The organism is Streptomyces sp. NPDC085927 (assembly GCF_044540975.1).
Taxonomy (GTDB): Bacteria; Actinomycetota; Actinomycetes; order Streptomycetales; family Streptomycetaceae; genus Streptomyces; species Streptomyces hirsutus.
In genome coordinates, this window is sequence record NZ_JBITSN010000006.1 from 296,182 (window position 1) to 319,371 (window position 23,190).

21 protein-coding genes and 3 pseudogenes are annotated in these 23,190 nt (G+C 68.8%); 11 read left to right on the forward strand and 13 right to left on the reverse strand.

The window, feature by feature from the left end; genetic code table 11:
- Positions 1 to 42: 42 nt before the first annotated feature.
- Complete coding sequence (locus ACIF80_RS18600; protein ID WP_399805789.1) at positions 43 to 1,296, forward strand: cytochrome P450; 1,254 nt, start codon at positions 43 to 45, stop codon at positions 1,294 to 1,296.
- A gap of 237 nt (positions 1,297 to 1,533) precedes the next feature.
- Here ACIF80_RS18600 and ACIF80_RS18605 read toward each other — a convergent pair whose 3' ends face one another.
- Complete coding sequence (locus ACIF80_RS18605; RefSeq protein WP_399805791.1) at positions 1,534 to 1,839, reverse strand: hypothetical protein; 306 nt, start codon at positions 1,837 to 1,839, stop codon at positions 1,534 to 1,536.
- A 254-nt stretch (positions 1,840 to 2,093) separates the two neighbouring features.
- Here ACIF80_RS18605 and ACIF80_RS18610 point away from each other — a divergent pair, with 254 nt between their 5' ends.
- Positions 2,094 to 2,927, forward strand: a complete 834-nt coding sequence (locus ACIF80_RS18610; RefSeq protein WP_399805793.1) for a PIG-L family deacetylase — start codon at positions 2,094 to 2,096, stop codon at positions 2,925 to 2,927.
- Between the two features lie 564 nt (positions 2,928 to 3,491).
- Here ACIF80_RS18610 and ACIF80_RS18615 read toward each other — a convergent pair.
- Entirely contained in the window at positions 3,492 to 3,917 is a 426-nt protein-coding gene (locus ACIF80_RS18615; RefSeq protein WP_399805795.1) for a hypothetical protein, read from the reverse strand.
- Between the two features lie 78 nt (positions 3,918 to 3,995).
- Here ACIF80_RS18615 and ACIF80_RS18620 point away from each other — a divergent pair, with 78 nt between their 5' ends.
- Positions 3,996 to 5,261, forward strand: coding sequence for an IS701 family transposase (locus ACIF80_RS18620; protein ID WP_399805797.1), 1,266 nt, complete (start codon positions 3,996 to 3,998; stop codon positions 5,259 to 5,261).
- Positions 5,262 to 5,372: 111 nt separating this feature from the next.
- Here ACIF80_RS18620 and ACIF80_RS18625 read toward each other — a convergent pair.
- Positions 5,373 to 6,286, reverse strand: a protein-coding gene (locus ACIF80_RS18625; RefSeq protein ID WP_399806124.1) for an IS5 family transposase whose coding sequence is annotated in 2 segments (ribosomal slippage) — positions 5,373 to 5,920 and positions 5,920 to 6,286 — 915 coding nt in all. Because the reading frame shifts where the segments join, the coding sequence is not laid out codon by codon here.
- Between the two features lie 132 nt (positions 6,287 to 6,418).
- Here ACIF80_RS18625 and ACIF80_RS18630 point away from each other — a divergent pair.
- Positions 6,419 to 7,654 carry a hypothetical protein gene (locus ACIF80_RS18630; RefSeq protein ID WP_399805799.1) on the forward strand — a complete coding sequence of 412 codons (1,236 nt, stop codon included), beginning with the start codon at positions 6,419 to 6,421 and terminating at the stop codon, positions 7,652 to 7,654.
- An 841-nt stretch (positions 7,655 to 8,495) separates the two neighbouring features.
- Positions 8,496 to 8,636, forward strand: coding sequence for a hypothetical protein (locus tag ACIF80_RS18635; protein WP_399805801.1), 141 nt, complete (start codon positions 8,496 to 8,498; stop codon positions 8,634 to 8,636).
- A gap of 372 nt (positions 8,637 to 9,008) precedes the next feature.
- Here ACIF80_RS18635 and ACIF80_RS18640 read toward each other — a convergent pair whose 3' ends face one another.
- A complete protein-coding gene (locus tag ACIF80_RS18640) occupies positions 9,009 to 9,608 on the reverse strand; it encodes a hypothetical protein (protein ID WP_399805803.1) in 600 nt (199 codons plus the stop codon).
- Positions 9,609 to 10,045: 437 nt separating this feature from the next.
- A pseudogene (locus tag ACIF80_RS18645) lies at positions 10,046 to 10,168 on the reverse strand (helix-turn-helix domain-containing protein); the annotation flags it as partial.
- Between the two features lie 559 nt (positions 10,169 to 10,727).
- Here ACIF80_RS18645 and ACIF80_RS18650 point away from each other — a divergent pair.
- Together ACIF80_RS18650 and ACIF80_RS18655 are read left to right on the forward strand one after the other, a co-directional pair.
- Complete coding sequence (locus ACIF80_RS18650) at positions 10,728 to 11,342, forward strand: DUF1326 domain-containing protein (RefSeq protein ID WP_399805805.1); 615 nt, start codon at positions 10,728 to 10,730, stop codon at positions 11,340 to 11,342.
- Positions 11,339 to 12,106: a DUF2182 domain-containing protein gene (locus ACIF80_RS18655; RefSeq protein WP_399805806.1), complete on the forward strand. Its 768-nt coding sequence runs from the start codon at positions 11,339 to 11,341 to the stop codon at positions 12,104 to 12,106. The genes ACIF80_RS18650 and ACIF80_RS18655 overlap by 4 nt, the downstream gene beginning before the upstream one ends.
- 506 nt (positions 12,107 to 12,612) lie before the next feature.
- Here ACIF80_RS18655 and ACIF80_RS18660 read toward each other — a convergent pair.
- The 3 genes from ACIF80_RS18660 to ACIF80_RS18670 all read right to left on the reverse strand — a co-directional run bounded on the left by ACIF80_RS18660 (position 12,613) and on the right by ACIF80_RS18670 (position 15,343).
- The gene (locus tag ACIF80_RS18660; protein ID WP_399805808.1) at positions 12,613 to 13,923 is read right to left on the reverse strand and encodes an Nramp family divalent metal transporter; all 1,311 of its coding nucleotides are present in this window, start codon (positions 13,921 to 13,923) and stop codon (positions 12,613 to 12,615) included.
- 34 nt (positions 13,924 to 13,957) lie between these two features.
- Positions 13,958 to 14,182, reverse strand: a complete 225-nt coding sequence (locus tag ACIF80_RS18665) for a hypothetical protein (protein WP_399805810.1) — start codon at positions 14,180 to 14,182, stop codon at positions 13,958 to 13,960.
- 252 nt (positions 14,183 to 14,434) lie between these two features.
- The gene (locus ACIF80_RS18670) at positions 14,435 to 15,343 is read right to left on the reverse strand and encodes a manganese catalase family protein (protein ID WP_399805812.1); all 909 of its coding nucleotides are present in this window, start codon (positions 15,341 to 15,343) and stop codon (positions 14,435 to 14,437) included.
- A 544-nt stretch (positions 15,344 to 15,887) separates the two neighbouring features.
- On the opposite strand from ACIF80_RS18670, the gene ACIF80_RS18675 reads away from it, so the two are divergent.
- Entirely contained in the window at positions 15,888 to 16,643 is a 756-nt protein-coding gene (locus ACIF80_RS18675; protein ID WP_399805814.1) for a BTAD domain-containing putative transcriptional regulator, read from the forward strand.
- 390 nt (positions 16,644 to 17,033) lie between these two features.
- Here the strand turns inward: ACIF80_RS18675 and ACIF80_RS18680 are convergent.
- From ACIF80_RS18680 to ACIF80_RS18690, 3 genes and pseudogenes are all read right to left on the reverse strand, one after another.
- A pseudogene (locus ACIF80_RS18680) lies at positions 17,034 to 17,168 on the reverse strand (hemerythrin domain-containing protein); the annotation flags it as partial.
- 57 nt (positions 17,169 to 17,225) lie between these two features.
- Positions 17,226 to 18,449 (reverse strand): PP2C family protein-serine/threonine phosphatase, encoded by a 1,224-nt coding sequence (locus tag ACIF80_RS18685; protein ID WP_399806126.1) that lies wholly within the window; start codon positions 18,447 to 18,449, stop codon positions 17,226 to 17,228.
- 354 nt (positions 18,450 to 18,803) lie between these two features.
- Positions 18,804 to 19,211, reverse strand: a pseudogene (locus tag ACIF80_RS18690) (SDR family NAD(P)-dependent oxidoreductase); the annotation flags it as partial.
- Here ACIF80_RS18690 and ACIF80_RS18695 point away from each other — a divergent pair.
- Complete coding sequence (locus tag ACIF80_RS18695; protein ID WP_399805816.1) at positions 19,137 to 20,084, forward strand: Rieske 2Fe-2S domain-containing protein; 948 nt, start codon at positions 19,137 to 19,139, stop codon at positions 20,082 to 20,084. The pseudogene ACIF80_RS18690 and the gene ACIF80_RS18695 overlap by 75 nt on opposite strands.
- A gap of 59 nt (positions 20,085 to 20,143) precedes the next feature.
- Complete coding sequence (locus ACIF80_RS18700; protein WP_399805818.1) at positions 20,144 to 20,686, forward strand: DUF1360 domain-containing protein; 543 nt, start codon at positions 20,144 to 20,146, stop codon at positions 20,684 to 20,686.
- A 349-nt stretch (positions 20,687 to 21,035) separates the two neighbouring features.
- Here ACIF80_RS18700 and ACIF80_RS18705 read toward each other — a convergent pair whose 3' ends face one another.
- Both ACIF80_RS18705 and ACIF80_RS18710 read right to left on the reverse strand, forming a co-directional pair.
- The gene (locus tag ACIF80_RS18705) at positions 21,036 to 21,605 is read right to left on the reverse strand and encodes a hypothetical protein (protein WP_399805820.1); all 570 of its coding nucleotides are present in this window, start codon (positions 21,603 to 21,605) and stop codon (positions 21,036 to 21,038) included.
- Between the two features lie 44 nt (positions 21,606 to 21,649).
- Positions 21,650 to 21,964 (reverse strand): hypothetical protein, encoded by a 315-nt coding sequence (locus tag ACIF80_RS18710; protein ID WP_399805822.1) that lies wholly within the window; start codon positions 21,962 to 21,964, stop codon positions 21,650 to 21,652.
- A 115-nt stretch (positions 21,965 to 22,079) separates the two neighbouring features.
- On the opposite strand from ACIF80_RS18710, the gene ACIF80_RS18715 reads away from it, so the two are divergent.
- Positions 22,080 to 22,715: a TetR/AcrR family transcriptional regulator gene (locus ACIF80_RS18715; RefSeq protein ID WP_399805824.1), complete on the forward strand. Its 636-nt coding sequence runs from the start codon at positions 22,080 to 22,082 to the stop codon at positions 22,713 to 22,715.
- Positions 22,716 to 23,190 lie beyond the last annotated feature (475 nt).

Sequence of the window (23,190 nt, forward strand, 5' to 3'; positions counted from 1 at the left end):
CCCCCGCACGGCGGCGGGTCCTGAGACAAGGAGCAGCCCAGCATGACGTCGTCCACGAACTCCTCCGCCGAGGGGCACGTACCGGTCATCGCTCTGGATCCGCACGGAAAGGACCATCACGGCGAGGCCGCCAGGCTCCGCGAGCTGGGCCCCGTGGTTCGGGTCCGGCTGCCAGGGGAGGTGATGGCCTGGTCGGTGACCGACCACGCCCTGCTGAACGACATGGTCACCGACGCTCGTTTCAGCAAGGACTGGCGCCACTGGAACGCCATCATCCGGGATGAGATAGCGGACGGTTGGCCGCTCATCGGCATGGTGAAGGTCACCAACATGGTGACCTCGGACGGCCAGGAGCACCGCCGCCTGCGCAAACTCGTCACCCAGACGTTCACCCCGCGCCGGGTACAGGACCTGCGTCCTCGTATCCAGCAGATCGTGGGGCAGTTGCTGGACGACCTGCCGTCGCACGCCGCGGCCGACGGCAGCGTCGACCTCCGCCGGCACTTCGCGCACCCCGTGCCTATGCAGGTCATCTGCGAACTGTTCGGGGTGCCGGCCGACGAGCGTCCTCGTCTGCAGGAGTTGATGGACAACATCTTCCGCTCCGATCTGCGGCCCGAGGAGGTCCAGGCGAGCCAGATCGAGCAGTACGAGCTGCTGGCGCGGGTGGTCGAGGGCCGTAGGCGTGAGCCGGGCGACGACCTCACCAGCGCGCTGATCGCGGCCCGTGCCGCCGACCCGGACGCGCTGAGTGAGGAGGAGCTGGTCGGCACGCTGTTGCTCATGCTCTCGGCAGGACAGGAAACCACGCTGAGCCTGATCACCAATGCAGTACGCGCGCTGCTGACCCATCCCGACCAGCGGGAGATCGCCGTACGGGGAGACGCGGAAATCTGGGCGAACGTGGTGGAGGAGACGCTGCGCTGGGATGCTCCGATCGGCAACTTCCCGTTCCGCTATCCACTGGAGGACGTCGAGATTGCCGGAGTGCGCATCCCGAAGGGCGAGGCGATCATGGCTCCGTTCAGCGCTGTCGGACGTGATACGGCCCAGCACGGCGAGGACGCCGACCGCTTCGATATCGCCCGGGAGCAGCGCAGACACCTGGCCTTCAGTAACGGTCCGCACTTCTGCCTCGGCGCACCACTGGCGCGTCTGGAGGCGGCACTGGCCCTTCCTGCGGTGTTCGAGCGATACCCGGATCTGTCGTTGGCCGTCGATCCGGACGACCTTGTGCCGGTGCCGTCCCTGTTCTCGAACAGTTCCTCGACGCTGCCGGTGCGGCTCGGGAGCTGAGCCGCTGGGCGGCCCGGCGGACGGGGGGTCCGCCGGGCCGCTCGTGCGGGGACAGCCTCTCGTCCGGATCATGCCGGGCTCGTGGCCCGGCACACGGCCTCAGAGGACATCGGTATAACTGTCGGTGAACCGTTCCGGGTTGGATGGAGGACTCGGAGTGCCCTGAGTTCGGTGGAGCCGTAAGGCGGCTGAAAGTACCCGCCCTGTGCGGTTGCGATGCTTGTCGCTCGCCTGCACTCAGGTTCCTTCGGTCCAGTACTGGTGAAGTCGAGCCACCGCGTCCTCCTTGGTCAGCTCGGCTACCGTCTCCTCTGCGAGGCCGACCCGATGGATCAGCAAATACACCAGGCCTGCAGGCAGCGCTTCCTTCCGCACCGCCGGGGCTCCCCGGACCGGGAGCCGGCCGTTAAGCACGCAGTTCCAGAATTCGTCCTCGGAGACATCGAGGGCCAGCACGAGTTCCGCGGCCGATGTGGCCAGGCCCACCGGGCTGCAGAACTCCGAGCTCTGCAGCCCTTCCCTGGCGCTGAACGACTCCCACACGAGCTGGAATGCGCCAACGCCTTTGTCTGTCGCCCATCTCGTTCGCGTTGAAACGCCGACGTGTGGGCCAAGCGGCCGTGCCGGGAACAGCCGGTCCGGGCGGCGATGTTGCATCGACCGAGGCGCCGGCGCCGTGCGGGCGGGGAACACGGAGACCACAAGGTCGTCCGCCCCACCAGGATCCTGGCCTCAGGAGCGCGGTACGCCCGCCACGCTACTTGGACCAAGACGTATCTCTGCAGGAGGACTGTTTCATGACTGACCGGCCCTTGACGCTCATGGCAGTACACGCCCACCCCGACGACGAGGCCACCGGAACCGGAGGGGTCCTCGCGCGGTACGCGGCGGAAGGCATCCGCACGGTTCTCGTGACGTGTACCGACGGCGGTTGCGGTGACGGACCGGGAGGCGTCAAGCCGGGTGATCCCGGGCATGATCCGGCGGCGGTCGCCTTGATGCGCCGTCGCGAACTCGAGGCGAGCTGTGACGTCCTGAAGGTCAGCGAGCTGGAGATGCTGGACTACGCCGACTCCGGGATGACGGGCTGGCCGAGCAACGACGCCCCCGGATCCTTCTGGCAGACCCCCGTCGAGGAAGGCGCCGCCCGACTCGCGGAACTCATGCGGCACTACCGACCCGATGTGGTCGTCACCTACGACGAGAACGGCTTCTACGGCCACCCCGACCACATCCAGGCCCACCGCATCACGATGGCGGCGCTGGAGATGACCGCGCTGACACCGAAGGTGTACTGGACCACGATGCCCCGCTCGGGGATGCAGCGGTTCGGCGAGATCATGCGCGAGTTCCATGAGGACATGCCGGAGCCGGATCCTGCCGAGGCCGCCGCGATGGCCGAGATCGGTCTCCCCGACGATGAGATCACCACGTGGGTGGACACCACCGCGTTCAGCGGTCAGAAGTTCGACGCGCTGGCCGCGCACGCCAGTCAGGGCGAGAACATCTTCTTCCTCAAGATGGGCAAGGAGAAGTTCGGCGAGTTGATGGGCACGGAGACCTTCGTACGTGTCCAGGACGCCACCGGCGCGGCCATGCCCGAGAACGATCTCTTCGCCGGACTACGCTGATCCACCCGTCCGACCGGCGGCCGGGAAAACTCATCGGCCGCCGGTCGGACGGCGCAATCGAGCGGGACACACGGAGTCGCCGTCCGTCGCGAGCTTTCCAGCGCGGTCAATCTCGGTGACCGAGCTGTCACACGTGACCTCGGCGACGAGCAGCGCCCCGTACGGCTCCTCGCCGAACTACGTGGTCGTCGTGACTTTGCGCGGACACGTCGAGCGTCGTTGGACTTGGACATACTTCTCTGACAGTGCCTCCGCGATACCCCAGCTGGGCCACTCGTATGCAGCTGCAACGTCACATCAACAGCTGCTCTCCGTACGAGGCAGCCCATGCGCGGTTGCACCGTCAGCAACGCCGGCCTCTCCCCTCCCGAGGTTCTGTGCCCTCCGCGTGCCCGTAGGGACGGAAAACCACGGTCGACAACGGTGCGATCCGACCCACACGACCACTTCGAGCACCAGGTATCTGCGCTGGTCAGAGTCATGCAGCCCGCCCAAGCGCCGTCGCTTCCCAAGCTGAGAGCGCGAGTTCGATTCTCGTCACCCGCTCCATGACAAACCCCCAGGTCATCGACCCGGGGGTTCTTTGTTGTCCAGACCAGTGCGCGGGGCACGCACCACAACCGCACCATAAGGGCGCGACCAGTGTCCTGCGGCGCGCTTCCGGGTGGCGATCACGGTGGCGGCCGTGCCCGCCGTTCCGTACAGCGCGTACAGCAGGCCCTGGCCCAGGAGGTCGCCGCGCTTCACCTCCTGGGCGTACTTGAGCTGGTCGTACGTGGCCGTGCCGGTCGAATAGCCGCCGTGGACGCTGTAGTCGAGCGCGCAGGTATGGCCCTGCCGCATGGGGCCGGGGTGGTCCTCGCCGTCCTCGCCCAGCTGGAGCCCCGGGCAGTCCGGGACGCCGTGGGCCGCCCCGGCCCTCAGCAGGGTGATCACCCCCCACGCCAGCGGGACCAGGAAAAATGCGATGAACACTCCGCGTAACCTCATTGCGGCACCCTAGTAGGGCTTGGTCAGGTCGGCGTTGATGGTGCGTGTCCTGTGGGTCCGGTGTGTCGTTGAGGATGTGTGACTCCGGAGGAAATTGCATCTTTGCGTAGCGAGTTGGAGGACTTCGCGGCAGGGGTCTTCGAGCCGTTCGCGCGTAATGATCAGCGTCGGTGGGGGCAGGTCTATCTGCGGGGTCTGCTCACCGATGGGCAGCGCAAGTCGGTCGAGCCGATGGCGGCCCGGCTGGGTGAGGACGGGAACCGGCAGGCTCTTGCCCATTTCGTGACGACCAGTCCGTGGGATCCGGCGCACGTGCGGGCCCGGCTGGCCTGGAAGATGGAAGCGGCGATCCGGCCGAAGGCGCTGATCTTCGACGACACCGGCTTCCTCAAGGACGGCCATGCCTCGGCGTGTGTGTCGCGGCAGTACACCGGCACCGCGGGCAAGGTCACCAATTGCCAGGTCGGTGTTTCGCTGCACCTGGCCTCGGACCACGCCTCGGCGGCGGTCGACTGGCGGCTGTTCCTGCCCGAGACCTGGGCGCCCGGGTCCGTGAAGGCGGACCCGGGCAAGGTTGCCCGCCGCACTGCCTGCGGCATTCCCGACGACATCGGGCATGTGGAGAAGTGGCAGCTGGCCCTGGACATGCTCGATGAGACCCGCTCGTGGGGGATCGAGGTGCCGCTGGCCGTCGCGGACGCCGGATACGGCGACGCGGCGGCGTTCCGCCTCGGCCTGCAGGCCCGCGGCCTTCACTATGTCGTGGGCATCTCCACCACGCTCTCGGCCCAGCCCGGCGACGCCGTGCCGGTGACCCCGCCCTACAGCGGGAACGGGCGTCCGCCGGTGGCGAAGTACCCGGACAAGTCCCAGTCGGTGAAAGAGCTGGTCATCGCGGCGGGCCGGAAGGCCGCACGGCCGGTCCAGTGGCGGGAGGGATCCCGGCCCGGCGCCGGGCGCTCCGGCCGCAAGCGGATGTACTCCCGCTTCGTGGCCCTGCGGATCCGGCCTGCCGGGCGCGAGATCCGGCAGGCCACCGACGGCCCGCAGCTGCCGGAGTGCTGGCTTCTGGCCGAGTGGCCCGCCACCGAACCGGAACCGGTCCAGTTCTGGCTGTCCGACCTGCCCGTCGACACCCCACTGACCACCCTGGTCCGGCTCGCCAAACTCCGCTGGCGCATCGAGCACGACTACCGGGAGATGAAACAGGCCCTGGGACTGGCTCACTTCGAGGGCCGCACTTGGACCGGCTGGCACCACCACGTCACCCTCGTCTCCGTCGCGCACGCGTTCTGCACCCTGCAACGACTGGCCCGAGCCCCAAAAGACGAGGCGCCGGCCTGAGCCTCTACCGAGTCGTCCGCGAACTGCAGACCCTCCTTGCGGTCTGGACCGGCGCCTGCCCCACCTGCCACCGCGACATATCCTCACCCACCCCGACCTGACCAAGCACTACTAGTGCCGTGACCGGAAAGGTTCACCGGCTCGCGACGCCCGGCACGGCACCAGGGTCCGTCTTCCAACGGATCTTGCCCAGAGCAGGAATGATGCGCGTGTGACCACCGCTTCGTAGGAGGTGGCGGTCTTTTCGTATCGGGTGGCGATGCCGCGGAAGCCCTTGAGGAGGTTGAAGCAGCGTTCGACGGTGTTGCGGCTGCGGTAGATCTCCCGGCCGAACCGAGGCGGCCGACCGCCGCGGCTGCCGCGATGGTGCCGGTGTCGCCGCTGGCCGATCTTCTCCGGGATGGTGTGCGCGATTCCGCGTCGCCGCAGACAGCCGCGGGAGCTGTAGGCCTTGTCCGCGATCACCCGGTCGGGTCGGCGGCGTGGCCGGCCGGGGCCGGTGCGCGGGACGCGGATTTGTTCCAGCAGGGTCTGGGCACAGGTGCTGTCGTGGCGCCGGCCGGGTGTGATGAGGAGGGCCAGGGGGCGGCCCTTGCCGTCGCAGGCGGGGTGGATTTTGGTGGTCAGTCCTCCTCGGGATCGGCCGAGGGCGTGATCGTCCGGTTCGTCCGGCCGGTGGGCCCCCCTTTTCGCCCGGTGGCGGCGGCGTGCTGGTGGGCGCGGACGATGGTGGAGTCGATCTGGACGAGCCAGTCGATGTCCCCGGCGGCGTCCGCCCGGGACTGGATCTGTTGCAGGGCCCGGGTGAACACACCGTCCAGCGCGTAGCGACGGAAACGGGTGCAGACCGTCTGCCACGGTCCGTAGCGTTCGGGCAGGTCACGCCACGGGATACCGGTGCGGATCTTGCAGACCATGCCGTTGATGACCCGCCGGTCCTCCACGCGAGGTCGGCCTGTCGCGGCCCGCGGTATCAGCGGAGCGAGCAACTCCCCTTCACAGTCGGTCAGTTCATGGCGGCGTATCGCCCCACCATGATCCATGAACTAACGACCTTTGAAGACGGGCCCTGGCCGAGCGGGGCCGCCTGCGTCTCTCAGCCTCAGGTGATCGGCTGAGCATCCACCTCTGTCAGTGCCAGGCCGTACTCTTCGGTCATGCGCAGAGGAGCGATCACACGGCAGTCTGTGCTCAACACACTCGCAGAGTATGACGAGTTGGGGCGCGAGACCTTCCTGGCGAAGTACGGCTACAGCAAGGCCCGTACATACGTCCTCGTGCACGAGGGCAGGGAGTATGACGCGAAGGCGATTGCAGGAGTGGCGCACAGGTGGGACCACGAACGTGCCCTCAAGCCCTCCGAGTTCAGCGGCAGCAAGGTGCACGCGGTGACCTGGTTGGAGCGCCTTGGCTTCCGAGTTCAAGGCGGAGCCCCCGATTTCAGCGAGCTCGAATTCACTCATTTCCTTATGCAGCTACTCGTTAAGACCGGCCACCGGAACGTATCGCAAGACGTTCTCTTGGGCCCAGGGGCTCGCGCGGACATTATCGCCGAGTCACAGGACGCCGTTCTCATTATTGAGGTCAAACGCGTATCACCGCAGACGAACCTTCGCATTGAAGATGCCGTAAACCAGATGAAGCATTACGGCGGTCTTGCCCGGCCGGCACAGTATGACGATCATAGGCAGCGCCTTGTTGTGGCAGCTCCTGGAGTATTGGCAAACAAGGGCGCGGAGCTACTCACAAAAAGCGGGATCGAAATATGGGATGGCGCATGGATCGCTCAGAGGTCGGTGGCCGCGGGTCTGCAAGACGAGGCATCCAGGTTCCTCGCTCCAGAGTACTTCGAGGCCGCTCCACAGAGCGAAGCCCTCGACTTGATTGATAAGCTCATAAAGATGCCTGCCGGGCGAGCTACCTGGTCGGCCTACCAGCGCCTATGCCGAGACATCGCAGAATATCTATTCTGCCCCCCTTTGAAATCCCCCGTATGGGAGAGCTTGGACGATGCCGAGATGAACCGGCGGGACTTCATTCTCCCCAATTACGCCGACGCCGGCTTCTGGAAATTCATTAGAGATAAATACTTCGCAGACTATATAGTTGCAGACGCTAAAAATTACACACGCGGAATCGAGAAACAGGAGATCATCCAGGTCGCCAATTATCTGTCTGAGCATGGAACTGGGCTATTCGCCTTAATCGTGACGCGCATAGATCCGCAGGAGTCCGCAGTCCACGCAATTAAGAGACAATGGATACAACACAACAAGATGATCGTGGCTCTTACTGATGCCGACATTGTGCAGATGCTGACCGACAGGTCTTTCGGGAACGACCCTAGTGAGGTGATCCGCCAAAAGATCGAAGATTTCCGCCTAGGGGTTTGACGCCATTGCATGGCACAGGAAATTCGACGTCCGCATCGTCGCTACGACGGGCACAGCGCACCAGGGGGGCAGACGTCTGGGCAGAAGCACGTACGGGCTACAGGGCCCGGACGGCACGCCAGGAGGCTGGTCGAAGCCATCCGGCGCCCAAGACGAAGCGGTCTCGCCGTTTAGAGGGCGCCAATTGACCAGCAATGCCCCGGCCTGCTCCAAGTACGGCCAACCTATCGACATCGTCCCGGAAGTTCGTCCGCGCCGACGGCGATTGCCGAGCTTCATCGATATGGCCAACAGTGATGGCACGTGCGGTCGAGGGGCTGCAGGTGGAGCAATTCATGGGGATGCCGTCGCGGCATCAGTCGATCACGCTGCTGTGAGGGCTCGGGCGTGCCGCGGTCGGGCCCCTCAGCAGCCTCAGTGGCCGACCGGCCAGGCTGCCGGGCCGCGATAGCCACGCAGTCGATACTGCATGACGAGGCGATCGCGCTGTAACCGCCGAACGCTTGCAGCACGGAGCTCCGAGGCACTTGCGTCCGCTGCCAAAGCACAGGCTGCGAGCGACGCCAACTTCCCCTGTTAAAAGGCTAGTTGACCTACCAGCCGGTAACTCGCTACCGTCTCAGTAGCGTTAAGGGGCCCCACCATGGCTTGCCAAGGTGGGGCCCCTTTTATGTCCTCTTCTGCACAGGCGGTAGGGGTGGGCGGGGGCGTCGCCGTCATCAGGTTCCTAGGCCGCGAGAGCGGCGACGCCCCACCACGAAGGGGTTTACCCATGAACCACCAGCATGACATGTCTGTCAACGGGAGCCAGGATGGCCCGGCCAGCCCTGGAGCCCATCCCGTGAGCACGCCCCGATATGTGCGCGTGACCGTCGGCAAGCACTTCAACTTGTCCATGTCCGTGTCGGTCTCGCCGGCCTTCCTCACCCTCCTGGCTGTTGCCGTGGGTGTCGCTGGAGGCAACTACTGGTACTTGCTCTGAGCTCTCGGCCCGGCCTGGCGCGGTCGTCACCGCCAGGCCGTGGACCAGTTGTGGACGGCTTGGTTACGGTGGGCTGGGTTTGCGGCTGTGACCTGCGGCTTTCCCGTGACGCGAAGGGCCCTCCGGAGCTGTGTGCCACTCAGGCCCGCCGCCGAAGGACTGGTCCGACTGCATCCGACAACGTGGCTGAGACCGGTGGGAGTGCAGCGAGACACACGCGCACCTGGTCGATCGACGCAACCGCCGTCGTGGCTGACGTTCTTCGGCTGAGGCTCAGACGTCAAAGGGCCGGCCTCCGCCCAGGGCACTTCGAAGAGCCCGTCAGCAAGCTGACGGGCTCCCGCGAAAGACCGGGGCTAACCTGCCATCAGGTCAGATCGTCGGTGTCTCATCGACGACCTCTTTGTGCGGTTCGACAATGAACCTCCAGCCATCGCTGGGCTCCATGAATCGCACTCGGGTCGGGTAGATGTCCAAGGCGCGGCGGTCGCGGTTCTGGCTGCTCGCGTTCTTCCTCGCCCGGGCCGGCTCCTCGAACAAGTCGACCTTGACATCCGGCACCGTGACGACTTCCTCACTCCAGCGCTGGACGATCCCCGCGCCGAAGGCGTCCCGGGCGGCGGAGTAGAGCGACTCCAGAGATTCCTTGTTCCCGTTGGGCACGAAGAGGGCGAGATTCAGGAGGACGCCGGCATTCTGAAGAACCTCGATTTCTTCCCCTGCCTTGTCGGCGACCCAGATCCCGGGCTCTTCGGCATTGTCCGGGAGAACGCGGATTTCCTGACCGAATATCGTCCTCGCGGTGAAGGACCCTCCCTCAAAATTCTTACCCGGCTCCGTAAGGGAAGCCGGGGCATAGCAGTCGAGAGGAAGGCCATCCATCTCTGCCGAGACGAAGATTCCGTCCTGGAGGCTCAACTCCGAAACCTCTTCGGCCGTAAGACGTCGAGCCGTGACCTTCTCGGTATTCACGCCATTCCCCTTTTTTCGCGGCGTCCTGTGAATTCATTGAAACTCTACCACGAAAACGATCACTCGACTCCCGTTCAATTCCCCCCTGGGAGAACGGCAGAAGAATCCTCCCACGTCACCGGCGAAACGTGGCAAGCGTAGAGAAATGATGCGAGATTCGAGAGGTTACCGTCCCGTTCCAACAGCGCTTTCGGCAACCAAGTCAGCCGTCAAGGGTTGTTCGTAACGATCACTTGGGCACCCGCCTGGATGGCCGCAGCCAGCACGTGCCTGTCGTCCATGTCGGGCAGCTCGAGCCCCTTGATGAGAGGCTCGAAGCCCGTGACCGAGCAGTCGCGTACGGCCCCTGTTCATGAGAGCCCTCCGAGGCGCCAGAGCCTCGGAAGCGATGTCGTAGTCCCGCGCGATGTTCCGGTCCACCTCATCGAGGAGCACTAAGGGATCTCGCCGGACCCAAGCAGGCCGATCAAGTACGGACGGGACACGTTCAGCATGTCGGCGGCCTGCTGGGTCGTCAGCTCCGCGTCGACCGGCACAATCCGGACGCCTTGCCCATGGGCGTCGTGGTGGATGAGCGGGCACCACAGGATCTGCAGCAGGTCGGTGCCGGCGGGGAAGGCAAGGCCGGGCACATCGCGTGCGGAGAGCCGGAGCACCGGGACCATCGCGACCGGCTCGGCACCGTACTCGACGCGGCGTCGGCCGACGCACCCAACGACACCGACGAGGAGCACCTCGCCCGCGAGCGTGGCCCGAGGTCGTGGCGGCCGCCGGGCGCCTCGCACAGGTCATGGTCGCGAACGATCTGAAGGAAATCAGGGCAACGATCTCGTACACCTGCGCCTGCCGCCGCCGGAGGCCGTGCAGGAAGGCGTGACGGGCATGGTGTGCGGGTGCGGGACTAGCCTGGGAAGTACCCGGGCGGCCGTTCGGGCCAAGGAGCTTTCCTGGTGTCGATCTTGTGGCCGAGCGGGCGCGCGACGCGCGTCCACGGCCCCGTTTTTCCTCATGAGGCCGAGGCGCCGCACAAGGTCGGCGCTCGCATCAGGCCTTTCGCTCCGTTGGCTGGGCACCGCTTCGCATCACCGACAGGCGTGTGAACCAGGCAGGAGTACAAAGATGGCTTGGAATGTGAACGGTACATATCTTGAGAGCTGCAACTGCGACACCGTGTGTCCGTGCACCACCTCAGGTCTGACCGCACCCGCCGACAACGAGCGCTGCCAGGTGACTCTCGCGTTCCACGTCGCACGGGGTGAGGTCGACGGCGTGGACGTGGCGGACCACAGCGTCGTTGTCTTCGCCGACGCGCCCCGCGTGATGGCCGACGGAGGCTGGCAGGTCGTGCTGTACGTCGACGCCTCGGCCGACGACAGCCAGGCGGACGCGCTGGGCAAGGTCTTCTCCGGGCAGGTGGGCGGACCGATGGCGGCGCTCGTCCCCCTCATCGGCGAGGTCCTCGGCGTCGAACGCGTTTCCATCGACTTCCACGACGACGGTCGCCGTCACACGGTGCAGGTGGCGAACGCCATCGACATCGAGATCGAGGATCAGGTGGCCCCACAGTTCGGCGAGGACGGTCCCGTGATGGGGCTGACCGGCATGTTCCACCCGGCGAACAGCACGTTGACGATCGCCCGATCGACGCGGGCCGTCGGCGACGGCGTACACGGCCGCTCATGGGACTTCACCGGCCGCAACGCACACTCGGCGCCCTTCTCATGGTCGGCGTGACCAGGACGACGATCACAGCCCGGCACAGCGCGAGCTACTGCGGGCCGGTGCTGCTCACGGCGGCCGCAGCCTGGGCGTGGGTGGCACTGCGCTGGGGGGACATGGGGTCCCGGACCATGGCCGGGCAACTGCCCGCCTTCATAGGCACATGGACGATCATGATGACCGCGATGATGCTGCCGGCCACGGCACCTGTCGCCTCGTTGTACGCGCGGACGGCCCCCGTTCACCGGGCGCCGCGCATGATCGCGTTCACCGCCGGCTACGTGCTGGTCTGGGCCGCCGCCGGGCTGCCGGCATACGCCTTGGCCGTCGGCGCGACGCACGTCGCAACCACACATCCCACGGCAGGGACGGTGGCGGCCGCCGCCGTTTTCGCCGTCAACGGTGTCTACCAGCTCACTGCCCTCAAGGATTTCTGTCTCACCAAGTGCCGCTCACCGATCGGCCTGTTGCTGCGCTACGCGTCGTACCGCGGCCCCTCGCGCCACCTGCGTGCCGGAGCGCATCACGGCGCGTTCTGCCTGGGATGCTGCTGGTCCTTGATGCTGCTGCTCACGGCGTTCGGTGTGATGAATCTTTGGGCCATGGCGGGCCTGGCCGCCATCGTCACCGCAGAGAAACGCTTGCCGCGGGGTCGTCTTGTCGCCCGGGCCGTCGGCCTCACCTCGCTCGCGCTCGCGATCGCCGTCTTCTGGGTGCCCCTGCTGGCCCCCAACCTCACAGGCGGCGGCATGACCGAGATGGGCCTCCGTCACCTGTGACACGCGCCATACAGCCGCAAGCCGTGCCAGGCCCGTGCCGGCTCGTGCGGGGAACCAGGAGAACGCCGGGGAACGAAGTCCGTGGCCATCGGGCACCGGCGCCGTTCCCACGCAGGTCAACAAGGTTCCTGCCCCGGAAGCACCCAAGCTTCCCAGGCCGAGAGCGCGAGTTCGATTCTCGTCACCCGCTCCACAATAAAACCCCAGGTCAGGCGCCTGGGGTTTGTTATCCAGGCCAATTTCGGGGTTCCGTGCCCCCAGCAGAAGTCGAGTCCTCACCCGGAGCGCCTTCTGGGACAAGTGTGGGCACCCCAGGACCAGGGGTCTCACATCGCGAGGCCCCTTTGCAGTGCCCCCCGGTCACACCTCGGGCACGTCGCGTTCACGTCGCTCACAAAAAGGGCGTCTTGCTCGGCGTCCTGTGGTTTCCGGTGTCGAGCACCGGTGCCGGCGTGATTGCCGCCGGTCGTGGTGCGTCTGCCGCGGAGCGGGCGGGGACGGACGGCTCATGGCCCCAGCAGTGCCCGGCCGACGAGGAAGAGATTCAGACCGGCGATGACGGCGCAGACGACGACCGCGGCGACCGTGGTCGTCCGCTTGTTCGCCAGGGGACCCATGACCGTCCGCCGGGCGGTGAACAAAAGCAGTGGCACCAACGCGAAGGGGATGCCGAAGGACAGGACCACCTGGCTGAGGACCAGGGCCTGGGTCGGGTCGGCCCCCAGGGCGAGTACGGCCAGAGGCGGTGCCATGGTGATCAGCCGGCGCAGGGTCAGGGGAACCTGCCGGCGCAGGAACCCGCGCATGATGACCTGTCCCGCGAAGGTGCCCACACCGGCCGAGGCGAGTCCCGAGGCCAGCAGCGCGAGCGCGAAGGCCACGGCTGCTCCGGGACCGAGCACCTGGCCGAGCCCTTGATGGAATCCGTCGAGTGTCTCCTCGGCCGGTCCGCTTCCGTGCAGGGTGTTCGCCGCGAGGACGAGCATGGCGGCGTTCACCAGCCCGGCCAGCCCGAGGGCGAGGACGATCGCCGTGCGATGGGCGCGCAGCTCGCGGACTTTGCGCGTGAGGGGTTCCGTGGAAGGCACGCGGCTGAGGGAGGAGTGCAGGTAGATCACGTGCGGCATGACGGTGGCGCCGATGATGCCGGTGGTCAGCAGCAGGCTCTCGGTGCCTTCGAGGCGGGGCCGCATCCCCGTCATGGCCTCGCTCCAGGAGCCGGCCACGACGGCCTGGTAGGCGAAGCCGACCAGGATCACCAGCAGCAGAGCGGCCGTGACGATCTCGAACCGGCGGCGTCCCTCCGGGGCGAGGGTGAGCAGCAGGAGGGAGACGCCCGCCACGACGAAGGCCGCGGGCAGCAAGGGCATGCCGAACAGCAGGTGCAGCGCGACGGCTCCTCCGACGAACTCGGCGAGGTCGGTCGCCATGGCGACGAGCTCGGCCTGTGCCCACAGGCCGTAGGCGACCGGACGAGGGGCGCGCTCCCGGCACAGCCGGGGCAGGTCCCGACCGGTGGCGACGCCCAGTTTGCACGCGAGGTACTGGACGAAGACGGCCATGATGTTGGCGAGGGCGATGACCCAGAGCAGCATCGGCCCGTACCGGCTGCCCGCGGTCATGTTCGTGGCGAAGTTGCCGGGGTCCATGTAGGCGACCGACACGACGAGCGAGGGGCCGAGCATGGCCGCCGCGGCACGGAACCCGGACCGTCGTCCCGCCCGGGCCCCGGGGTCCGGCGCTCCTTCCGGCGCGCGTTCCGGCCCGGCGGCGGGCGGGGGCGCGGGGGCCTCGGCCGTGTTCGCGGGTGGACTCAAGGTGGCTGCGGGAACGTCGCGGTAGGTTCGCGGGTCAAGCATGACGTCCGGTCTTCCCCGTGCTGTCGGGGCGCGCGGGATCGGCGGGACCGCGTCGCCCGCGGCCGGCGCCGCCGGCGTACCGGTGCAGAGCGGTGATGCGCCAGACGACCACGGCGAGCAGGCCGAACGAGGTGAGGGTCACCGTTGTGTCCGTCCCGAGAGCCAGGCCGGTCAGGGCGGCGGCGAGGTACAAGGCCGTCAGGGCGGAACGGCTCAAGACGGAACGGCTCAGGGCGGAACGGCTCAGGATGGATCGGCTCAGGGCGCGGCGGCCCGGCTGATGCGGTACTGGGCGGTGGGCGGCGGGAACGGTGGAAGCCATGATCGCTGCTCCGCAGTGGGGGGAGGGGAGGGGCGGGCACGGCGGCCGGGGTGGGCGGCCACCGTATGGGGGGGAAGAGGTAGGTGCGGTGGCCGGGGTCGGCCACCGCACCGTGGAAGGGACGGGCGTCCCTGCGAGGGCCGGCGGTCACTCGTCGGGGGTGAGCGCGTCCTTGATCTTTCCCTTGACGCCGGTCTCGGTGCCCAGGACGGGTCCCTTCGGTTCGCCGCGGCTGCCGTCGTAGGTGGCGTACAGCCGGGGGTCCGGCGGAGGTGCCATGCCCTTGCCGCCGAGCGGCTGGGGGTTGGTCAGCACGGACAGTTCGTGCTCTCCGTCGGGTGCGGGCCCGGTGGCCCACAGGCCGGCGTCGGACTCCGTGCCGTCCGAGAGGTGCCACAGCTCCTGCGCGTGCTGGCGGTACTCTTCCTCCTCCAGTCCGCCGGGGACGACGACGCCCTCCAGTCCGTCCTCCCGGAGCTGCTCGATCGCGGCCAGCCACTGGTTCTGGTGGACGGTGTCCCGGGCAAGGTTGAACTTCAACATGTCCTTGACACCGGGGTCGTCGGTCATGCGGTAGAGGCGGGCGGTCTGCAGCCGGCTCTGCGCCTCGGCGGCCACGTTGGCATAGAAGTCGGCCAGCAGGTTGCCGCTGGCGATGGCGTAACGGCCGTTCCACGGGTAGCCGTTGCTGTCGGCGGGCAGGGCCGCACCGCCGGCGATGATCGCCTGCTGCGGGTCCATGCCGCCGAGGACGGCGCCGACCGCGGGGTCGCTGGTGGCCATCTTGGTGGTGGCAGTGGCCGGTGCGCCTTCGAGGAGCCGGGCGACCATGGTGGCCAGCATCTCGACGTGGCCGATCTCCTCGGTGGCGATGTCCATGATGAGGTCTTTGTACTTGCCCTTCATGCGGCAGTTCCAGCCCTGGAACAGGTACTGCATCATCACGGACATCTCGCCGTACGCACCGCCGACCAGCTCCTGGAGCTTGTGCGCGTAGACGGGGTCGGGCTTCTCCGGTGCGGCCTCGAACTGCAGGCGCTGTGTGTGGGTGTACATCGCCGCTCCTCGTGTGAGTCGTTCGCGGTGCGAGCGGGCCCCGCCGGAGGGCGGGGTCCGGTCGCCGGATCGCGGCAGCGACGCTAGGCGCGGTCTGTCACCGCTCCGTCTCCGCCGACGTACCGGGGCCGGGCGGGGTCCCATGGCGAGCAGCCGTGGGGCGGGGCCCAGGGGCCGGGGTCCCGGGGCGGGGCAGGCTCTTCCCCGACCGCTCGGGCCACGCTGTGCGACCGTCCGGGCCGGGCTCGGCGCCCCGTGGCGCGGTGGAATGGCTCCGGTGACGCCGGGGTGACGCGGGAGCACACAAAGCGCGGGGGCGCGCGTACCGCGGACGGCGGCGCGGCTCGCCATCGGGGCCGGGGCCGGTGGAGGGGAGTCGTCCGGCGGAGCCGTCACCGGTTACCTTGGAAAGTCCGGAGGTTGGAAGTGCAGCCTCGTGCCACGACCGGCATGGACGCCTCACCCGACGCCCCTGGTCCGCCGGAGGGTCTCGGTGAGCGAGGAGGCCGTGCCGACACCCGCCACACGATTTCCGGTGCAAGCGATGGATCAGGACCCGGACACCACACCCGTACGGTCGTCGTGCGCGACTCTGCGGCTGCTCGGCTGCTTCACCCTCCATGTCGACGGACGGGCGGTCTACGTGCCGCCGACGGCGCAGAGGCTGCTGGTCTACCTCGCCCTGCACCGGCAGGGCGGCAGTCGTGAGCAGGCCGCCGAGCTGCTCTGGCCCGGCCTGCCGCGGGCCCGCGCCGCCGCCGGCCTTCGCTCGGCGCTGTGGCGGCTGTCCCGGCGCAGCGACCGGCAACTGGTGGCGGACCTCGACTCCAGTCGCCTGTCCCTCGCCGAGCACGTGGACATCGACCTGCAGGCGGCGACACGTTACGCCGTCGGCCTCGCCAGCGGGATGCGTGACGACACTCCCGGTCCGGAGATCCCCTCGCAGTTGCGCGAGGACCTGTTGCCGGCATGGTGTGACGACTGGCTCCTGGACGCCCGCGAGCACTTCCACCAGGCCCGGCTGCACGCGCTCGAAGCCGTCAGCCGCCATCACCGCCGCGACGGCCGCATGTGCGAGGCCCTGATCTACGCCATGACGGCCGTGGAGGCCGAGCCCTTGCGGGAGAGCGCGCACCGGGAGGTCACCGCCGTGCATCTGAGCGAGGGGAACACCGCGGAGGCGCTGCGGCACTTCGAGTCCTTCCGGCGGCGGCTGCGCAGGGAACTGGGACTGCCCCCCTCCGCGGGCTACCGCCACCTCGTCGCCCCGTACCTGGGCAGGCCGGTGGACGCCCGGTAGTCCTGAGATGCTCCGAGCGGTCGTCCGCCCGGAACGTGAGGCGGTCGCGGTGGTCAGCGGCGGCGGGCCGAGCGCCTCGCCCCGACGGTCACCGCCCCGGTGGCGGCGAGGGCGGCGCCCAGTGCCGGCACCGCGCGCCGCCCCGAGGAGCTGTTCACCGCGAACAGGTCGCGCAGCCGGTCGAAGCCGCTCAGCGGAACGCCCGCAAGAGCATGGCCGGGCGGGCGGGCGGCGGGAAACGGCCGGATGCGGATGCGTGGGGGCGGTCATCCGCATGGTCTCCCAGGCCGCGCCGGCGCGGCGGAGCTGCCGGTCGTCCAGTGCTGCGCGCAGGTGGGGCAGGAGGACGTCCTCCTCATCCCCGATGTCCTCCCTCACGCAGCGGAACGCCTCCTCGGTCAACGCCTCGCACCGGGAGTCCTCCTTGTCCTTCTCCACGCGTGCGAGCAGGTCGTTGACGGCTTGGTGTTCCTCTTCGACCCGGCTGGCCGGTTCCTCGCCGTCCGGGGAGACGCGCCGCAGCATCGGCCACAAGACCGTTCGGTGCGCCGCGCCCGACGGTCACCCAGGCATCCGCCCGACCTACCGGCCGGGCCGGATGTCGGCGCCGGCGTTCGCGTAGCGGCCTTCGGCATGCGGGCCGTACCAGTCCAGGCACAGGACGGTGGCGTCGTCCTTCACATGGCCGTGGCAGGCTTCGGCGACCGCGGCGACCATGGCGCGCACCGCCTCCCGAGGGTGCTCGGCGGTGGTGGCACGGATGAGGGCGGGCAGGTCCACGGCTTCCGCCTGGCGCTCCTGCATGCCGTCGGTGTAGAGCACGAGGCGGTCCCCGGGACGCAGATCGATGTCCTGCACCCGGTAGGGGCCCTGGGCGACGACACCGAAAGGCATGTTGATGTGCAGCCGGACCTCCTCGACCTCGCCGTCACGCAGCCGGAGCGGCCAGAGGTGTCCCGCGTTGACGAGCTGGGCGCCGCTCCCGTCCAGGGCGATGCGCAGCAGCTGGCCGGTGGCGAAGGTGCGCCGGCCGTGGTCGAGGAGGGCCTGATGGGTCTGCCTGGCCTGTTCGGCGAGATCGGTTCCGGCGCGGCGGGCGCCGCGGGAGGCGTTGATCAGGAGGGTGGCCATGAGGGAGGCGTCCACGTCGTGGCCCATGGCGTCGGTGATGGACAGGTGCAGGGTGTCGTGGTCGAGGCTGTAGTCGTAGGTGTCGCCCGCGATGTCGTCGGCGGGGACCAGGGCGCCGGCGAGGGCGAACTCCGCGGCCTCGCAGGAGGGAGCCGAAGGGAGGAGCTGGCGCTGGATCTCGGCGGCCAGGGTGACAGAGGTGGTGCGGTTGCCCCAGTGGTAGAGGTCGGTGAACCGGCGATCGGTGAGGATGATGTACGCCAGCGCGTGTGCCGCCTCCTCGACCTGGTCCAGCACCTCCGGCGCCGCGTGGTCGAGGAACAGTTCCAGGACCCCTATCGTGTCGCCGCGATTGGTGACCGGGGCGAGCACCCGTTCGCCCCGCCCGGCCTCCGGGGCCCGCACCAGCCGCTGGGTGCGCAGGACCTCGTCGTAGAGGCTGCCGGTGAGCGGAACCCGAGTCGGGTGACGCTCCTCGCGCGCCACCGTCTCCTCACTCACCCGGAGCAGGCGTCGGCCGACGATGTCGAGGAACAGGAACGACACGGATCGTGCCCCGAACCGGTCCCGCAGGTCGCGCGCCACCACGTCGAGGGAGCGCACCGGCGCGGCCGCCTCCGCCGCTGCCAGTACCTCTGCCAGTCCGATCCACTTACGCGCCACATGCGCCTCCATGGGCCATAGTGCCTCTTTCCCGCCGACAGGTCGGGTATCACAAGGCGGACCGCCGCCGGCTCCGGCCGTCCTGGGGGGCGGGCCGTGAGGCGCGGAGGACCGGGCAGAACAGCGGGCCCCGCCGCGCCGGTCGGCTCCTCCCCCGGCGAGCCGCCTCGCGGACGGCCCGTTCGGCCTCTGCCGGCCCTTCTCTGCCGGCCCCTCGATCGTCGCGGAATCCCGGAGCCCCGGTACACACACCACCTCTCCGGCGTCCGGCCCGGCCGGCGAAGCGTGGATGACCTGGCCCATCGGCATTCCGCCGTCCTCGTGCACCCTCTGTTCACGGCCCCGGACCGGCTCCTCACCGCGCGAGCGGTGGAACTCGGTGGCGGTCGGGCCGGGGCAGGGCACCCGGACGCGCAGAGGTGTGCCGGCCGGTTCGGCGGCGAGGGTACGGGTGAAGGTGACCACGTATCCCTTCCTGCCGCCGTACACCGCGCGCTGGGGCAGCGGCCGTGGTGGCAGAGACCCGGCGAAAGCCGGCTGCGAGACCACGTGGACCAGGATGCCACGCCCGCGTTCCCGCATGGCCGCGACCGCCGCCCGGGCCAGTTCGGTGACGGCGAGGACGTTGCTCCGCGGGCACGCACAGTGCCGGCCGCGGAGCGGCTGTTTGTCCCTCGCCCCCGGGGGGACCCTGCGTCCATGAGCGAAAAGCCAGGTCGCCGCCGTATGGGCCAGAACCGGATGCTGTGGCTGCTGGACGCCCTGGAGCGTGATCCCAGGGCGGACACGGCGATCGACGTGCTGACCGGGAAAGTGCGGGCGCTGCCGCTCGGCCGGGCGCGGGACGCGCTGCACGGCAGGTGGCTCGGCCATCCCGTGCACCCTCTGATGGTGCAGGTGCCGATCGGCAGCTGGATGTCCGCCGCGGTACTCGACCTGCTGCCCGGCCGTTCCCGCGAGGCAGGCCTCCTGGTGGGCGTCGGGCTGGCGGCGGCCGGTCCCGCCGCGCTGGCGGGCGCGGTCGACTGGGCCGAGCTGCGTCGTCAGCAGACCCGGGTGGGCCTGGTGCACGCCGTGGCCAACGCGGCGGCCGTGGGTCTGTACGGCGCGTCCCTCCTGTGCCGCCTCACCGGGAGGAGCGGCGCGGGCCGGACGTACGGCTTCCTCGGGCTGACCGCGGTCGGCCTCGGAGGGATGCTGGGCGGCCACCTGGCCTACCGGCAGGCGTCCGGTGCCAACCACGCCGAGGAGGTGCCGCACGTCGTCAGCGAGGGCTGGCACCGGATCGGCACCGTGGACGAGTTTCCCGCCGGCGAGCCCGTGCGACGCGCCGTGGACGACGTACCGGTGCTGGTGGTGCGCGAAATCGGCGGGACCTTCCATGCGCTGGCCGAGCGGTGCAGTCATCTGGCGGGGCCGCTGTCGGAGGGCACGGTCGCCGACGGGTGCGTCCGCTGTCCCTGGCACGGCAGCGTCTTCCGGCTCTCGGACGGCTGGAACGTCCAGGGTCCCGCCACCGCGCCCCAGCCCGCCTTCGACGCCCGCGTCGTCGACGGGCATGTGGAGGTCAGCCTGCGCCGCGGGTACGGGACAGAGGGGCCGTCCGGCCGGGAGACGGACGGACGAGGAGCCGGCGGGGATGGGTGAGGGCACGGGAACAGGTGCGGGGACGGGAACAGGTGCGGGGACGGAAGAGGACAGGGGCCATGGACGCAGCGACTGACAGCCGTTTCGCGGGCCGTCTCGGGCGACGGCTGCGACACACCGAGCGCACTTACGGAGCCGGTGAGGAGCGCCCCCTGCGTGGTTACGCGGCGGCCATGGCGGTTTTCGGCGCCTACACGGTGGGGTGGGCGACGGTGGTGAAGAGGCGGGGACGTCCGCTGCCGGAGCGGCCCCTGCCCTGGGACGTGGCGCTGACCGCGGTGGCGACCTTCCGGCTCAGCCGGCTGCTGAGCAAGGCGTCGGTGACCAGTCCGCTGCGCGCGCCCTTCACCACGTTCCAGGGCCCCCAGGGGCCGGCCGAACTGCACGAGGAGGCCCGGTCCGGAGGGGGCAAGGACACCGTCGGTGAGCTGGTGACCTGCCCGTTCTGCATGAGCGTCTGGGTGGCCTCGACCCTCACCGCCGGCCAACTGCTCTGGCCGCGCGCCACCCGCACCGCCATGGGGGCGCTCGCCGCGCTGGCGGGCGCGGACGCGCTGCAGTTGACGTACAGCGCGCTGGTGGACAGGACGACCGGCGCCTGACACGCCTGACGGACACCCTTCAGGAGAGGGCCTCTGTACCGGGGGTGCCCTGGCGGCCCTTGGGCGACAGGTGCTCCTCGATGCCGTGGGCACCCGGTGTCGTGCGCCTCGTCCGTCCGTTCCAGGACCCGGGCGTCCAGGTGCTCGTCGAGGAAGACCTCCGCGTAAACGCGGTCGCCCGTGGGGTGCTGCAAGAGGTCGGACCAGAATTCCTCGCGCTCGGTGACGGCTCCGGCCACCTCCTGCAGTTCCTGCCCGTCGAGTACTCGTCTCCCGGTGGAGATCGGCCTCGGCCGGATCCGACCCGGTCCGCCCTTGACCGGGGAGGGGAATCACGGCCACCGCCAGGTCATGCCCCCTTGCGGGCGCGGGCGCGGTTCAGGCGGAGTGCGGAGATGAGGAAGAAGACGCCTCCGAGAAAGGCGTAGCCGGCGAGACCTCCGAGCGAGACGTCGTCGGTGCCGGCCTGTGCGAAGAACGACGTGCCCGCGGCAGTGGAGAGGGCACCGCTGGCGATCATCGGCCACTGCCCGCCGAGTTGCCGGCGAACGGCACCCACGATGAGTTGAACGAGCCCTGCGGTGATGGCCCAGACTCCCCACACCCGCAGGACGGCCGGGATGCCGGTCGAGGCGGCGACCGCCAGACCGATGCCTGCCAGCGAGCTGATCACGATGTTCGCGTACAGGCCGGCGGCCCCACCGCCGTTCGCCTTGGCGGAGCGGACATCGACGACCGCGGCCGCCACATCGAACAGGGGGTAGATCACCAGCAGTGTCACACTCAGCGGACCCAGTGTGGAAGCGGTCGCGAACAGCAGGACGGCCCACACGGTGGCGAACGCGAAGCGCAGGAAGTACAGCTTGCGCAGGGCCGCGGGAACGCTGGTGGAGGCGGTGGTGGTGGCGAGGGTGTCCATGGGAGAGCCTTTCAGTGGCAGCGAAGTGATGCGTGACGGCTGGGTCATCGCGTGCTGTGGTCCGCTTTCTCGATCAGGCCAGTGACCGTGGCGGTGTCCGTCGGCAGGCCGCGCAGCGGATGTGCGGCGGCACGCACGGGATGACCGTCGTGCCGGAGCCGCTCGATCAAGCCGTTCCCACGGGAGGAGTCGGCGTAGGCGCCGTGGACCAGCACCACGGTCGGCCTGTCACCGGCAGGCTTCGTGCCGGTGGCGGCTGCCGGGGACGGCTGAGAGGCGGCGGCCGGCAACGCGGTCATGAAACCGGCCGCGGTGGCCGGGGGGACACCCGATAAAACGATCTTGCGTCGGAGAGCCATGGAGGCGCCGCCCATCATGAGGGAGAACGTTCGGTCTCATGCACACTCAAGAGGACCGGCACGGCCGCTGTCAATACCGAACGTTCTCCCTCATCGGCTTGGTACGCTGGGCGGCATGAGGCGGAGCACAGAGGGCGGCAGCACCTCCGAAGCGCGATCGCGGCTGCTCAGCACGGCAACCAAGATCTTCTACGCGGAGGGGATCCACTCCGTCGGCATCGACCGGATCACCGCGGAGGCGCAGGTGACCCGGGCCACGCTGTACCGGCACTTCTCGGGCAAGGAAGAACTCATCCTCGCCTACCTGCAACAGGCCGACCGGGCGATCCGGGGACAAGTGGCCACTGCCCAGGCGAGCACCCGGTCGGCAGCCGACCGGGTCCGGGCCGTCAGCAGGTCCATCGTCGAAGGCATCCAGTCCCCCGGATTCCGTGGCTGTGCGTTCCTCAACGCGGTGGCCGAGTACCCCGATCCCGCCCACCCGGTCCACCAAGCAGTCCTGGCTCACCGACAGTGGTTCCTGAACACCGTCACGGACCTGCTGGCACAGACCGGCGATGCGGCCGCCGACGCCGCCGGCCGACAGTTCGTCATGCTCAGGGACGGCGCGATGGCAGCCGGCTGCCTCTTCGATCCGCGACTGATCTCCGAGACTTTCCTGCACGGCGTCGAAGGAATCCTGCAAGCGCGCACTGCCCCAGTGGCCGCTTCCCACTCGGTCGCCCCTCCCGCAACCGGCACGACCGTCTGAGTGCTCACGCCAGAGCACGCGTTGCAGTCCAGCACCTCGTATCGGACTCCTGAAACGGTGGTCACCGGCACGGCGGGCGCACAGACCAGAAGGTCGCGCCCATGCCGGACGCGTGCGGGAACCACGGGAATGACGGGGACCAGACCGCCGACCGCACAAGTCCTGTTGCCGCTCCACCGCAGGTCGGCTCAGCAACCACTCGTAGACAACCTGAACTTCCCAAGTCGAGGGCTCCGAAGCCGCCGTCACGGGCCAACCGCCGCGGCCGATTCCGGTCGACGACACACGACGACACACGACGGCAGCGCGGCTGAAGCCGGTGAGGGTACACCCGGGCACCCCGCATGCACAGCATCCCTCACCGGCACCTGAGACAGCCGACGTACTCCACGCCCGGACCAACCTCGATGACACCCACAGCCACGCCGCGCAACTCCCCCAAACGCTGCAAGGCGCTCACCGGGAAGAGTGGCGT

What these genes read in the sequence shown, in the direction of transcription:
- ACIF80_RS18610 (WP_399805793.1), top strand. Translation starts at nt 2,094, where the DNA reads ATGACTGACCGGCCCTTGACGCTCATGGCAGTACACGCCCACCCCGAC.
- ACIF80_RS18705 (WP_399805820.1), bottom strand. Translation starts at nt 21,605, where the DNA reads ATGGACACCCTCGCCACCACCACCGCCTCCACCAGCGTTCCCGCGGCC.
- ACIF80_RS18650 (WP_399805805.1), top strand. Translation starts at nt 10,728, where the DNA reads ATGGCTTGGAATGTGAACGGTACATATCTTGAGAGCTGCAACTGCGAC.
- ACIF80_RS18670 (WP_399805812.1), bottom strand. Translation starts at nt 15,343, where the DNA reads ATGTACACCCACACACAGCGCCTGCAGTTCGAGGCCGCACCGGAGAAG.
- ACIF80_RS18695 (WP_399805816.1), top strand. Translation starts at nt 19,137, where the DNA reads ATGAGCGAAAAGCCAGGTCGCCGCCGTATGGGCCAGAACCGGATGCTG.
- ACIF80_RS18615 (WP_399805795.1), bottom strand. Translation starts at nt 3,917, where the DNA reads ATGAGGTTACGCGGAGTGTTCATCGCATTTTTCCTGGTCCCGCTGGCG.
- ACIF80_RS18710 (WP_399805822.1), bottom strand. Translation starts at nt 21,964, where the DNA reads ATGGCTCTCCGACGCAAGATCGTTTTATCGGGTGTCCCCCCGGCCACC.
- ACIF80_RS18675 (WP_399805814.1), top strand. Translation starts at nt 15,888, where the DNA reads ATGGATCAGGACCCGGACACCACACCCGTACGGTCGTCGTGCGCGACT.
- ACIF80_RS18700 (WP_399805818.1), top strand. Translation starts at nt 20,144, where the DNA reads ATGGACGCAGCGACTGACAGCCGTTTCGCGGGCCGTCTCGGGCGACGG.
- ACIF80_RS18685 (WP_399806126.1), bottom strand. Translation starts at nt 18,449, where the DNA reads ATGGAGGCGCATGTGGCGCGTAAGTGGATCGGACTGGCAGAGGTACTG.
- ACIF80_RS18600 (WP_399805789.1), top strand. Translation starts at nt 43, where the DNA reads ATGACGTCGTCCACGAACTCCTCCGCCGAGGGGCACGTACCGGTCATC.
- ACIF80_RS18630 (WP_399805799.1), top strand. Translation starts at nt 6,419, where the DNA reads ATGCGCAGAGGAGCGATCACACGGCAGTCTGTGCTCAACACACTCGCA.
- ACIF80_RS18715 (WP_399805824.1), top strand. Translation starts at nt 22,080, where the DNA reads ATGAGGCGGAGCACAGAGGGCGGCAGCACCTCCGAAGCGCGATCGCGG.